We start from the raw sequence: 13144 nt of genomic DNA on the forward strand, positions 1-13144 counted from the left end.
TCACGGAGCCAAACAAATGAACCAAGCCCTCACCTCAGTCCCCGCCATCCCGCTGCATATCGGCGGCAAGCATCACGCCTCGACCAGCACCGAATGGCGCGACGTCGTCAACCCGGCCACGCAGGAAATGGTCGCCAGGGTGCCGTTTTCCACGCCCGATGAAGTCAACCTGGCCGTCGCCACGGCCAAGGAAGCGTTTAAAACCTGGCGGAATACCCCGCTGGCGGCGCGCATGCGCATCATGCTCAAGTATCAGCACCTGATCCGTGAAAATATCGGCGCCCTGGCCGCACTGATCACGCGCGAGCACGGCAAGACCCTGCCCGACGCGGAAGGGGAAGTCATGCGCGGCCTGGAAGTGGTGGAGCACGCGTGCTCGATCGCCACCCTGCAGCTGGGCGAAATCGCGGAAAACGCCGCCACCGGCGTCGATGTCTACAATATCTACCAGCCGCTGGGCGTGGGCGCCGGCATCACGGCCTTCAATTTCCCCGTCATGCTGCCATGCTTCATGTTCCCCATCGCTATCGCCTGCGGCAATACCTTTGTGCTGAAACCGTCGGAGCAGGACCCGTCATCGACCATGTACCTGGTCGAACTGATGTATCAGGCGGGCTTGCCGGCCGGTGTGCTGAACGTCGTGCACGGCGGCGCCGACGTCGTCAACATGCTGTGCGACCATGCCGACATCAAGGCCGTATCCTTCATCGGCTCCACCCACGTGGGCACGCATGTGTACCGCCGCGCCAGCGAATCGGGCAAGCGCGCGCAATCGATGATGGGGGCGAAAAACCATTGCGTGGTGCTGGCCGACGCCAACAAGGAGCAGGCGATCAATAACCTGATCGGCGCCGCCTTCGGAGCGGCCGGCCAGCGCTGCATGGCCAATTCCGTCGTCGTGCTGGTGGGCGAGGCGCGTTCCTGGCTGCCGGAAATCGTCGCCCGCTCGCAGGCGCTGAAAGTGGGGCCGGGCAGCGACCGCGATGCCGACCTGGGTCCGATGGTCTCGAAAGCGGCCATGCAGCGCGCGGAAAAGCTGATCCAGGCGGGCGTGGACGAGGGCGCGCAGCTGCTGCTCGACGGCCGCGGCCTCAAGGTGGCCGGCTACGAGGGCGGCAACTTCATGGGACCGACGATTTTCTCGAAGGTGGCGGCATCGAACTCCGTCTATACGCAGGAAATCTTCGGCCCCGCCATGTGCGTGGTCGAGACCGATACGCTGGACCAGGCCATCGCTTTTATTAACGCCAACCCGAACGGCAACGGCACCTCGATCTTCACCTCGTCCGGCTGGGCGGGGCGCAAGTTCCAGAACGAGATCGACGTTGGGCAGGTGGGCATCAACGTGGCCATACCCGTGCCCGTCGCCTATTTCAGCTTCACGGGATCGCGCGCGTCGAAACTGGGCGACCTGGGGCCGAACGGCAAGCAAGCCTTGTACTTCTGGACGCAGACCAAGACCGTCACGGCGCGCTGGTTTGCCCCGGACGACGGCGGCAGCGGCGTCAATACCACCATCTCGATGAAATAAGGGGGCGGCGATGAGCACCAATATCGTTTTCATCGGCCTGGGGAACATGGGGCTGCCCATGGCGCAAAACCTGGTGCGGGCCGGCCATGCCGTCACGGGTTTCGATTTGCTGCCGGCCAGCGTGCAGCAGTTTGCCGATGGCGGCGGCCTGGTGTCCGATGACCAGGCGGCGGCGATCCAGGCGGCCGACATCGTCATCACCATGCTGCCGGCCAGCCGCCATGTGCTGGGGGCGTATTTGGGCGACGCTGGCATTCTGGCGCAGGCGCGGCCCGGCACCCTGTTGATCGACTGCTCGACGATTTCCACCGAGGCGGCGCGCCAGGTGGGCCGCGCGGCCGAGGAAAAGGGCATGCCCATGCTGGACGCGCCCGTCTCGGGCGGCACGGCGGGCGCCACCAACGGCACGCTGACCTTCATGGTGGGCGGCGAAGAATCCGCGCTGGCGGCGGCGCGGCCCTGCCTGGAGATCATGGGCAAGGCGATTTTTCACGCAGGCGGCTCCGGTTGTGGCCAGACGGTCAAGATCTGCAACAACATGCTGCTGGGCATACTCATGATCGGCACCAGCGAAGCGATACGCCTGGGCGTGGCCAATGGCCTCGACGCTAAGGTGGTGTCGGACGTGATGGCGAAAAGCTCGGGCCGCAACTGGACCCTGGAGGTGTACAACCCGTGCCCCGGCGTGGCCGAGAACGTTCCCGCGTCGCGCGGCTACACGGGCGGCTTTGGCGTCGACCTGATGCTCAAAGACCTGGGCCTGGCGATGGAAAGCGCCGAGGCGTCGGGCGCCAGCATACCGCTGGGCGCCCTGGCGCGCACGCTGTATGACATGCACAGCAAGGCAGGATCGGGCGGGCTCGATTTCTCCAGCATCTACCGGCTGCAGGATACGCCGGCATAAGGCCGCTGTCGTGGCGATGGCGCTCCTGCGGGAGCGCTTTTTTTTTGTTGATCGTCATCCAAACGTACATGCTATCAGGACGGTAAGAATATACAATCAGCAACTTGATTGGAAGCAAGTTTGATGCAAGATGCAGGCTGCCGATACGGACGCCGATTGCGAAAAGAAAACACGCCCGGCAAGGGCCTTGATGAACAGGAAAGACGGATCCCCGATGTTTAAAAAAATACTGGCACTGGCGCAGGGCGTAGTAGGCCTGGATGAGCAGGCGCAGTTGAAGAAGGGCTTGCGCGGCCTGGCGCAGATCTCGCCTGCGCTGTGGGAGCGCGCCTGCGAGTTTGTCTGCGAAGGGCGCCAGGAAGGCGTGCTGCTCGATGTGCAGGCGGCGGCGCCGCGCGGCGGCACCTTGCTGGGCAAGCCCGGGCGCCTGTACTCGCATTTTTATACCCATAACCTGAGTAACAAGGATGGCGCGCTGGCCAATGAAAGCCTGCGCCACCGGCACCAGTTCTACGCCCAGTCCGACGCGGCGACGCTGGACGCGGCGCTGCTGGTACGCCTGGGCAAGCTGCTGCAGGCCGCCGACGGGGGAGATACGCTGGAACGCACGGGCGCCGCGGTGCCGCAGTGGCTCGACTACCTGCTCGGCGACGCGTTGTTCGCCAGTTTTTCCGAGACCCGCGCGCAGGCGACCATGGTCAACCGGCGCGGCTGGGACGTGGTGCTGCTGGCGCGCCTGCTGGCCGCCGATGGCGAGGCGGAAGAAGGCGCGCTGCAACTGGTGTTCGAGCGGCGCGAATTGAACGAATACGTGCGCGACAACTGCCTGCAGCGCCTGCTGGCGCCGGGCGCGCTCGACGCTTACATGCTCGCGCATGCCGCGCAGGTGGAGCAATTGCCAACGCTGTTGTCGGCCAGCGGCAAGGCGCAGCTGGCCAGGCGCCTGGGCGCCGCGCCGGCGCTGGCCGACGCCTATGCCGCCATCCTGGTGCGCCTGGCCGTCGATGGCGGCAAGAGCGTGCGCATCGAAGCGGCTCCGCATCTGGCCGCCATTCCCGTGGAACGCAGGGCCGTCTTGCTGCAGCAATGCCTGTTGACGGGCAAGACGGAAGAGCGCGTGCAGGCGGCCGAGCTGCTGGGCCGCAGCCTGGGGCCGCAGCAGGGTGCGCTGCTGGAACAGGCGCTGGCGCAGGAGGCGAGCAAGCCGGTGCAGGCGGCCATCCGCAATGCGCTGTCGTGGCTGGGCGCGGCCAGCGATGCGGGCGCGGCGGAACTGCCCGTGCCGCCGCTGCCGCCCGCGCCGCCGGCGGCGCGCCTTGGCGACGCCGCGTTGCAGCTGCTGCAGGCCAATCATGCGGCGTTGCTGGAAAAGTACCGCGCCGAAGCACGGCAGGAGCGCGAAGACAACCAGCACGCCAAACACAAGTACGAATGGAAGCAGGAGCGTCTGAAGCGCTATGAGGCGATCAAGCCGGCCTGGCTGGAAGCGGCCATCCGCGTGTTCAATGGCGAGGCGTCGAAGGGCGAGATGCAGCCACTGAAAAACAACCAGATGCGCGAGCCCGTCGAGCTGCAGGGCAAGCTGGCCGCCTTGCCGGATTTTGGCGTGGCGCACATGGCACGCTGGCTGCAGGCCACGCGGCGCAATATTTTTCATTTCTGGCACGATGACTTTTTCCAGCAATGGCTGGCGCGGCAGGACCTGTCCACCTTCGACCTGCGCCTGCTGGCGCGCGCCATGCGCGAGGCCGGCGACGAGCATGACAGCGTGGCCATGGCCTGCATGGGCAGCAACTGGTGGGGCGCCAAGCCGCAGCAGGTGCTGGCGGCGGACATGGTCTGGCCGCTATTCGCGGAACGCCCCGAACTGATCGAGCAGGGCCTGGGCTTGCGCGCCGTCGAAAGGCGCCAGGGCGTGGCACCCGAGCTGGGTCCCACACTGGAAGTGCTGGCCACCTTTCCGGTGCTGCCGGCGCAATGGCTGCCGCGCGTGATGGAGATCGCGCTGGGCGAGGGCAAGCAGCACCGCGCCAGCGCGCAGCAGGTGCTGGCCAGCCTGCCCGATATCGGCAAGCGCGTGGCCGAGGCGCTGGGATCGAGCAAGCAGGATATGCGTATCGGCGCCGCGCGCTGGCTGGCCGACCTCGATTACCGCGCTGCCGTCCCGGCGCTGTACCAGGCGCTGGACAAGGAGACGCGCGAGACCGTGATCGCCGCGCTGATGACGGCGCTGGAAAAACTGGGCGAGGACCTGAGTCCGCGCCTGTCGCCCGAGATCCTGCTGGCCGCCGCGCGCAAGGGCTTGAAGGGCAAGGCGCCCGTCGGCCTGGCCTGGTTCGCCTTCGAGGCGCTGCCCGCCTGCCGCTGGCAGGACGGCACGCCGGTCGACGCCGACATCATCCGCTGGTGGGTGGTACTGGCCTGCAAATTGAAGGAGCCGGGCGGCAACGCCTTGCTGCTGCGCTATCTGGGTCTGCTGGACGCGGCAGGCCGCGCCGCCCTGGGCGAGACGGTGCTGCGCCTGTTCATCACCGAGGATCTGCGCGGCCCGAGCCTGGAAGTGGCGACCGCCGAAGCGCAGGCGCGCGCGCCGCAGGCCTACCTGAGCTACCAGGACCAGGCCAGGCGCTATCCCGAATATTATGCCGCGCTGGGCAAGATGAGCGAAGAGCAGGTGTTCGACCAGATCCGCCGCAACAAGATGGCCGAGTACCTTGGCAGCGCCATCGGCGAGAAGGGCATCCTGGCGCTGGCCGCGCATACGCCTGGCCATGTGGCGATCAGCCTGCTGCAAGCGTATATGCGCGACCATTACCCGCGCCGCGCGCAGATCGAAGCGATGCTTGACGCTCTGGCTGACGGCTACGACCCGGCCGTCATCCAGTTATTGCTGGGCATTGCGCGGCGCTATCGCACGGCCTCGGTGCAGGAAAAGGCGCGTCTGCTGGTCGAGCGCATCGCGCAAGGCAAGGGCTGGAGCCATGACCAGCTGGGCGACCGCACCATCCCGACCGGCGGCTTCGACGACAGCGGCCGCCTCGACCTGTCGTATGGCGAGCGGGTCTTCCAGGTGACGCTGGACGGCGCCATGAAGCCGCGTCTGCACAACCCCGACGGCAAGGAGATCAAGGCCTTGCCCGAGCCGCGCCAGGACGAATCGCCCGAACAGGCCAAGGAAGCCAAACAGCAGCTATCCGTGTGCAAGAAAGAACTCAAGCAAGTCATCGCCATGCAGACGGCGCGCCTGTACGAAGCCATGTGCGCCGGACGTGTCTGGCCGGCGCAGGAGTGGCGCGATTACCTGCTTGGCCATCCGATCGCGGGCCGGCTGGTGCAGGCGCTGGTGTGGATCAGCGAGGACGACGCAGGCCGCACCCTGCTGCGCCCCAGCGACGATGGCAGCCTGCTCGACGCGGACGACGAGGAAGTCGCGCTGCCAGAAGGCAGCCGGCTGCGCCTGGCGCACGCCTCGCTGCTGGACGCGCCGCAGATCGCCGCCTGGCAGCGCCATTTCAAGGATTACAAGGTCAAGCCCCTGTTCGAGCAGCTGGCGCACCAGTTGCCCGACGCCGCGCTGATGGCGGGCCGGTACATCGCGGACCGCGAAGGCTGGGTGGGCGACACCTTCGGCTTGCGCGGCGCCTTCGGCAAGCATGGCTATCAGCGCGGCCAGGCCGAGGATGGCGGCGTCTTCACCGAGTATCACAAGGATTTCATCAGCGCCGGCCTGCGCGCAGTGATCGAATTTTCCGGCAGCAGCCTGCCCGAGGAATTGATGACGGCTGCCCTGAAAACGCTGCAATTCTATCCCTTGCCGCGCTCCTGGCGCGACGAGGCGGTGCCGCTGGCCGACGTGCCGTCCGTGCTGCTGGCCGAAACCTATGCCGATTATCTGGCGGTGTCGAAGGCGTGCGGCGGCTATGATGCGCAATGGGAAAGTAAAATGCCGTGGTGAACAAAGAGAACGACATGATGACGGAACAACATACCGATAACCAGGTGGTGCGCCGCAGCGCCGAACAGCGCTACGCGAGCGAGCTGGAACGCCTGAAGGCGGCCGATACCGATCCGCGCCCGCAGGGCTGGCAGCTGTCGCCGCGCGCGGTGCGCCGCTTCATCCTGGGCGACGCGGCGCTGCAAGTGAGCCGCAAATTCTATGGCGACGATCCGCTGGTCGACCGCGCCATCGTCACTCTGATGGGGCACCAGGGGCTGATGCTGGTGGGCGAGCCGGGTACGGCCAAGTCGCTGCTGTCCGAATTGCTGGCCGCGGCCATCAGCGGCGACTCCGCGCTGGCGATACAGGGCACGGCCGGCACCACTGAAGACCATATCAAGTATTCGTGGAACTATGCCTTGCTGCTGGCCGAAGGGCCGAGCCGGCGCGCACTGGTGCCGTCGCCCTTGTTCCAGGCCATGGAAGCGGGCAAGCTGGTGCGCTTCGAGGAAATCACGCGCTGCGCGCCCGAGATGCAGGACGTGCTCATTTCACTGATGTCGGAAAAGCAGCTGATGATTCCGGAACTGGGCGGCGACGCGCGCGTGCATGCGCGGCGCGGCTTCAATATCATCGCCAGCGCCAACTTGCGCGACCGCGGCGTGCATGAAATGTCGTCGGCGCTGAAACGCCGCTTCAACTTCGAAACCGTCAAGCCGATCCGCGACCATGGCTTCGAAGTCGAACTGGTGATGCAGCAGCTGCAGCGCGAACTGGACGCCATCGGCGCCGCCGTCATCGTCAGGCGCGACGTGGTCGAACTGCTGGTGACCACGTTCCAGGAACTGCGCGCCGGCCAGACCCGCGAAGGCACGGCCATCAAGACGCCGGAGGCGGTGATGTCGAGTGCCGAGGCGGTCAACCTGGTCTATGCGGCCTCGCTGGAGGCGCTGCATTTCGGCGACGGCACCTTGCGCCCGCGCGAACTGGCCAACCAGTTGCAGGGCGTGGTCCTGAAGGACAACGCCGATGACCTCAAGCGCGTGCGCCATTATTTCGACACGGTGGTGCGCGAACGTGGCCGCCGCGACGATTTGTGGAAAAGCTTCGGCGACGCGGCGCGCCAGCTATGGCTGTAGTGCAGCCGGATTTGCAGCCGGATTTGCCGGCCGGCGTGGCCGCTGCGCGCGCCAGGCTGTTCGAACATGGCGTGTACTTTGCGCCGGTACGCCACCACAGCCCGGCATGCGCCCACGCATTGCAGGCCATGTTGCGCGAATTGCGCCCGGCCGCCGTGCTGATCGAAGGGCCGGAAGGCTACACGGACATGCTGCCCTTGCTGCTGGACGAACGCACGCGCCCGCCCGTGGCGCTGCTGTGCCAGACGCAGGCGGCAGGCGCAGAGGGCGCACGCACGGCATCGGCGTTTTTCCCGTTTTGCGATTACAGCCCGGAATGGGTGGCGCTGCGCGAGGGGGCGGCCGTGCAGGCGCAGCTGGCCTTCATCGACCTGCCGTGGCAGGCGCGCGCGGACACGGCGGATGCGCACGATGCCGATGCGCGCAGCCTGATGGCCGAGCGCTACCTGGCCCACAGCCGCTATCTGAACGCCCTGGCCGCGCGCGCCGGCTGCCGCGACCAGGACGAACTGTGGGATCACCTGTTCGAGGCGCGCTCGCGCGCGGCGCTGGCGGACTGGCGCAGCGTGTTTGGCGACGTGTTTTCCTACTGCGCCATGGCCCGCCTCGATTACGAGCCGGCCGTGCTGGAAGCGGAGGGCAGCCTGCCGCGCGAACGTCACATGGCGGCGCATATCGCCCGCTGGCGCAAACAGGTGGACGGCCCCGTGGTGGCGGTCACCGGCGGCTTTCACACCAGCGCGCTGATCGAACTGCTTGACGCGAATCCCGTACCGGCCGCGCCGGCCGCGCCGGCCACCGCTGGCGCCAGCTGGCTGATACGCTACAGCTTTGAGCGGCTCGATGCCCTGAATGGCTACGGCGCCGGCATGCCGGCGCCCGCCTACTACCAGGCCGTCTGGGATGCCCTGCAGTCGCCGGCGCCGGGCGAGCATCAGCTTGCCGTCGCCGTGGATCAGTTGACCAGGCTGGCCCAGGATAGCCGGGCGCGCGGGGTGCAGGAGCGCATCTCCACGGCGCAGGTACAGGCGGCGGTGCTGCAGGCAGCCAGGCTGGCGGCCTTGCGCGGCCATGCGGGGCCGGGCCGCCAGGACGTGCTCGACGCCATGCGCTCCTGCTTCGTCAAGGGCGCCATCGACGATGGCATGCAAGGCCTGTTCGACGACGTGCGGCGCCAGATGACTGGCAGCCGGCTGGGCGACGTGCCGCCATCGGCCGGTTCACCGCCGCTGGTGCAAGACGCGCGCGCGGCTGCGCATCGCCACGGCTTGCGCCTCGACGACGGCGACAAGCGGCTGGCGCGGCTGGACCTGTACCGCAAGGAACGCCACCGACTGCGCAGCCGCTTCTTTCATCTGATGCAGTATCTGGACACGGACCTGGCGCGCTGGCAGGGCGGCCCCGATTTCATGGCCGGCAGCCGGCTGGAACTGTTGTTCGAGGAATGGACGTATGCGTGGACGCCGCTGGTCGAAGCGCGTCTGATCGAATTGGCTGCCGATGGCACCACCCTGGCCGAGGTGGCGCTGGCGCGGCTGCTGCGCGAAGAGCAGGCGCTGGGCGCCGCGGGCCGGGCCCGTTCGGCCGGCAGCGCCGCTGCCCTGCTGGTGCGTGCCTGCCAGGTGGGCTTGCATGAACGTTTGCCCGATCTGCTGTCGCTGTTGTCGCGCCATCTCGATGACGATGCCGATTTTACCTCCGTCGTCGCCTGCGGCCATGCGCTGGTGACCCTGTGGCGCGCGCGCGAGCCGCTGGGCGTGCGCGAGCATCCGGGCGTGCTGGCGCTGATGCGGCGTGTCTGGCCGGCCGCGCTGTTCCTGCTGCCCGGGCTGGCCGATACGGGCAAGGACGGGGAAGGCGCGCAAGTGGGACAGTTGCTGGCATTGCGTGAATTTGGCCGTGCCGCACGCAGCGCCTTGCCGGTGCGGGAGGCTGGCCTGGCTTTCGAGGCCGGCGACCTGCACCGGCGCCTGCAGGCCCTGACGGCGACGCGCACCTGCGCGCCCGGCATCTGCGGCGCTGCCGCCGCGCTGCTGTTCCTCGATGGCGCCTGGGGTGAACAGGATTTGTCGCGCTTGCTGGAACAGCGCTTCGGCGCCGGCGCCACGCCGCAGGATGCCGTGCGCTTCCTGTCGGGCCTGATGGCCGCCGCGCCTGAATTGCTGCTGACGCAGCCGGGACTGCGGCGCAGCTTCAATACCCTGGTCGGCAGATGGGACGAGGCCAGTTTCATCCGGTATCTGCCCGATTTGCGGCTGGCCTTCACGGGCCTGAAGCCGCAGGAGACGAGCGACCTGGCCGAGGCGCTGGCGGTGCTCAACGGCGCCGCGCCGGACGCCTTGCAGGTCGAATTCCACTACGACGTCAGCGAAGATGAGATGCTGGCAGGCGGCCGCCTGAACGCGGCGCTGGCCGCCTGCCTGGAGCGCGATGCGCTGTCTGTCTGGCTGGAGCCTTCAACGGAGAAGCCGCATGGCTGAGAATCTGCATCATCAGGAAATGCTGCGCCGCTGGCGCCTGATGCTGGGACGCTACGCGCAGCCGCTGCAAACCGAAGCCTGGTCCGCCAACGATGGCCGGCTCGATGCCAGCCTCGATTATCTGTATGGCCGCGAGTATGAGCGCAAGGGCATGCTGCGCGCCGGCGGTGGCGGTTCGCTGGACCCCAGCCAGCTGCGCGCCATCGACTGGCTGGCGCAGGCGCGCAAGCTGTTTCCGCAGGATGTGTACGAGCGCGTGCAGGGCCACGCGATCGAACGCTATGAATTGAGCGGCCTGCTGCGCGACCCTGCCGTGCTGGCCAGCCTGGAGCCGAATCAGGCGCTGGCGCGCGCCCTGATCGGCATGCGTGGGCGGCTCGGCGCGGACATGCATGACGCGGTGCGCGCCGTGATACGCCACGTGGTCGAGGAAATCACCGAGCGCCTGCGCAAGGATTTCGTCAACGCGGTGGTGGGGCGGCGCAACCGCTTTCGCCGCACGCAGATGAAGAGCGCGCAGAACTTCGATTGGCGCGCCACCATTGCCGCCAACCTGAAACACTATGATCTGGCCAGCCGCCGCCTGCTGATGGCGCGGCCCGTCTTCAACGCGCGCGTCAAGCGCAGTCTGCCGTGGGACGTCATCCTGTGCGTCGACCAGAGCGCCTCGATGATGGATTCGGTGATCTATGCGGCCGTGGTGGCCGGCATCCTGTCCGGCCTGCCGGCCGTGAATGTGCGGCTGGTGGTGTTCGACACCAGCGTGGTGGACCTGACGCACCTGGCCGCCGACCCGGTCGAGGTGCTGCTGACGGTGCAGCTGGGTGGTGGCACGAATATCGGCCGCGCGGTGCAGTACTGCGAGCAGCTGGTGAGCAATCCGCAGCGCACGGTACTGGCCCTGATCAGCGATTTCGAGGAGGGGGCGCCGCCAGGGCCGCTGCTGGCGGCGCTCAAGCGCATGGCCGAGTCGCGCGTCACCCTGCTGGGCCTGGCCGCGCTCGACGCGCGCGCACAGCCTGTGTATGACCACGGCATGGCGCAGCGCCTGGCGGATCAGGGCATGCACGTGGCGGCACTGACGCCACAGCACTTTGCCGAATGGCTGGCCGGGGTGATGGGATGAGCTGGCACGCCGTGTACCGCAGCTTTGACGACGACAGCCTGGCGACGCTGGCCAACGCGGGCCTGCTGCGCCGCGCCCTGAAAGATATCGAGGCGGGCAAGGTAGGCTGGCAGGATGACGTGGGCGGCGCCCTGGTCGCCGACGGCCAGCGGGTGCTGCTCGATGCGGGAGGGCCGCAGAAGGGCCGCTGCGATTGCCCGGCGCCCGGCATGTGCAAGCATATCCTGGCCGCTGCCGTGTGGCTGCGCGAACTGCCGCAGGGGAGTGGACAAGACAGTGGACAGGACAGTGCGCAGGAGGTGTCGCCGGCCGGCGTGCTGGATGAGGTGCTGGCGCTCGACAGCGCGACCGTCTGCAAGCAGGCGGGCAAGCCGGCGGTGCGCCAGGCGCTGGCCTGGCTGGCGCAAGGCGACCAGGCGGACGTCACCATCGTCAACGCCAGGCTGCAGATCGAGCTGCCCCTGTTGAAGCTGGGCTGCAGCTATCTGCGCGGCGCCGGTGTGGACGCCATGGTGTCCGATACCCCGGCCGCCTTGCGCAAGGCGCTGCACCTGTATGCGCTGGCCTGCGTCTGGCGCAAGCATGGCCAGGACTTTGCCTGGCCGGACGGCGCCGTGACGGCGCCCGCCGCCGCAGCGCCCGGGATGAGTACATCCGAGCTGGTGTTCCTGGCACAGGTGCGGCGGCTGCTCGGTGAGCTGTACGACAATGGCCTGTCGCATGCCAGCGCGATTGCCGCCGGCCAGTTGCGCGCGCTGACCATGTCGGCGCGTAGTGAAAACCTGCCCCGTCTTGCCGCCCTGTTGCGTGGCTTGGGCGGTACGCTGGACTTGCTCGTGCGGCGCGATTACCACGCCAGCGAGCGCCAGGCATTCGAGGAGATGGCGACCATCGGCGCCTTGTGCGCGGCGTTCGAACACGCGCCTGGCCCGCTCTTGCAGCGCTTGCGCGGACAGGCGCGGCGCAGTTTTGATGCGGCCGGCGACGCGCCCATCGACCTGCTGCCGCTGGGCGCGTATTGGTGGGAAACGCGCGGCGGCGCGCATGGCCTGACCTTGTCGTTCTGGCAGCATGCCGAGGGGGGCGAGGGGCGGATCGTGCAGGCGGTGCTGGCGCGGCCCGACGCCAGCGACCGCTCGTTTACGCGCGAATCGGCATGGGATGCGGGCAGCCTGTGGACGGGCGCCGGCAGCGCCCGGCATATGTGCGGGGCGAGCTGGCAGTTGGCAGGCGCGTCCCTGGCTGACGATGGGCGGCTTGCCATGGACAGCGGGGTTCGCGCCAGTGCGGCGCCGCTGTGGGCGCTCGACGATGCGCGCTGGCAGAGTCTGGGTTTCAGCGACTGGACGGCGCTGGCCGCTTTCATGAGCGGTAACGTCGGCTTGACGCCGGAGCCCGTCGATTGCGTGGTGCTGCGTCCGGCGGCCGTGGCGCGGCCGCAGCTCGACGAAGTGGGGCAGCGGCTCGATTGGCAAGTGTTCGACGCCTGTGGCGCCGCCCTGGACTTGCAGATTCCGGCACTGCCGGCGCTGCGTCCGCGCATCACGCGGTTGCAGGCGGCCGTGGCCGATGGCGCCGATATCCGGGCCGTGCTGGCCAGCCGCGCGCGTGGCGAGCCAGGTGGCTGGCAGCCGGTGGCGCTGCTCATCGCCAAGGATGGCAAGCTGCGCGTGGTGTCGCTCGATTTCGAGATCGACGCAGGCAAGCTGCCGTCGGCGCTGGCGCGTTTTTTCAAGAGCCTGGGGGGCGCCAGCCTGGCGTCATCGGTGCCGCAGCAAAGCTCGGCGGCAGCGCGGGTGCTGGCCCAGGTGCTCGATCTTCTCGCACTGCAGGCGCGTAGTGGCCGGCCACGGCTGGAAGCCGAGCTGGCTGGCGAACTGGCGCGGCACGGCGCCACCTTGCGCGCGCTGGGCCTGGATTTGCCGGCCGGCCTGCTGGCGGCCTACGTCAGCACGCCGCGCGCGGCGCAAGCCTTGCGCCTGGCGTACGTCTGCACGACGTGCCTCGCGCTGGAGGCTGCCGGGTAG

General features: G+C 68.0%; 7 protein-coding genes. All 7 read left to right on the forward strand.

The annotated features are described in order from the left end of the window. Positions 1-16 precede the first annotated feature (16 nt). The 7 genes from FJQ89_RS01305 (at position 17) to FJQ89_RS01335 (ending at position 13144) form a co-directional block, all read left to right on the forward strand. Complete coding sequence (locus tag FJQ89_RS01305; protein ID WP_141168725.1) at positions 17-1531, forward strand: CoA-acylating methylmalonate-semialdehyde dehydrogenase; 1515 nt, start codon at positions 17-19, stop codon at positions 1529-1531. A 10-nt stretch (positions 1532-1541) separates the two neighbouring features. Beyond that, the gene (gene mmsB, locus FJQ89_RS01310; protein ID WP_141168726.1) at positions 1542-2435 is read left to right on the forward strand and encodes a 3-hydroxyisobutyrate dehydrogenase; all 894 of its coding nucleotides are present in this window, start codon (positions 1542-1544) and stop codon (positions 2433-2435) included. A 214-nt stretch (positions 2436-2649) separates the two neighbouring features. Continuing rightward, the gene (locus FJQ89_RS01315; RefSeq protein WP_168208323.1) at positions 2650-6390 is read left to right on the forward strand and encodes a DUF4132 domain-containing protein; all 3741 of its coding nucleotides are present in this window, start codon (positions 2650-2652) and stop codon (positions 6388-6390) included. 14 nt (positions 6391-6404) lie between these two features. Further along, a complete protein-coding gene (locus FJQ89_RS01320) occupies positions 6405-7511 on the forward strand; it encodes an AAA family ATPase (protein ID WP_141168728.1) in 1107 nt (368 codons plus the stop codon). Continuing rightward, the gene (locus tag FJQ89_RS01325; protein WP_141168729.1) at positions 7502-9991 is read left to right on the forward strand and encodes a DUF5682 family protein; all 2490 of its coding nucleotides are present in this window, start codon (positions 7502-7504) and stop codon (positions 9989-9991) included. Before FJQ89_RS01320 ends, FJQ89_RS01325 begins: the two co-directional genes overlap by 10 nt. After that, positions 9984-11117: a VWA domain-containing protein gene (locus tag FJQ89_RS01330; RefSeq protein ID WP_168208324.1), complete on the forward strand. Its 1134-nt coding sequence runs from the start codon at positions 9984-9986 to the stop codon at positions 11115-11117. The genes FJQ89_RS01325 and FJQ89_RS01330 overlap by 8 nt, the downstream gene beginning before the upstream one ends. Next, complete coding sequence (locus FJQ89_RS01335; protein WP_141168730.1) at positions 11114-13144, forward strand: SWIM zinc finger family protein; 2031 nt, start codon at positions 11114-11116, stop codon at positions 13142-13144. Before FJQ89_RS01330 ends, FJQ89_RS01335 begins: the two co-directional genes overlap by 4 nt.

It is taken from the genome of Janthinobacterium tructae, from assembly GCF_006517255.1.
GTDB classification, from domain to species: Bacteria; Pseudomonadota; Gammaproteobacteria; order Burkholderiales; family Burkholderiaceae_D; genus Janthinobacterium; species Janthinobacterium tructae.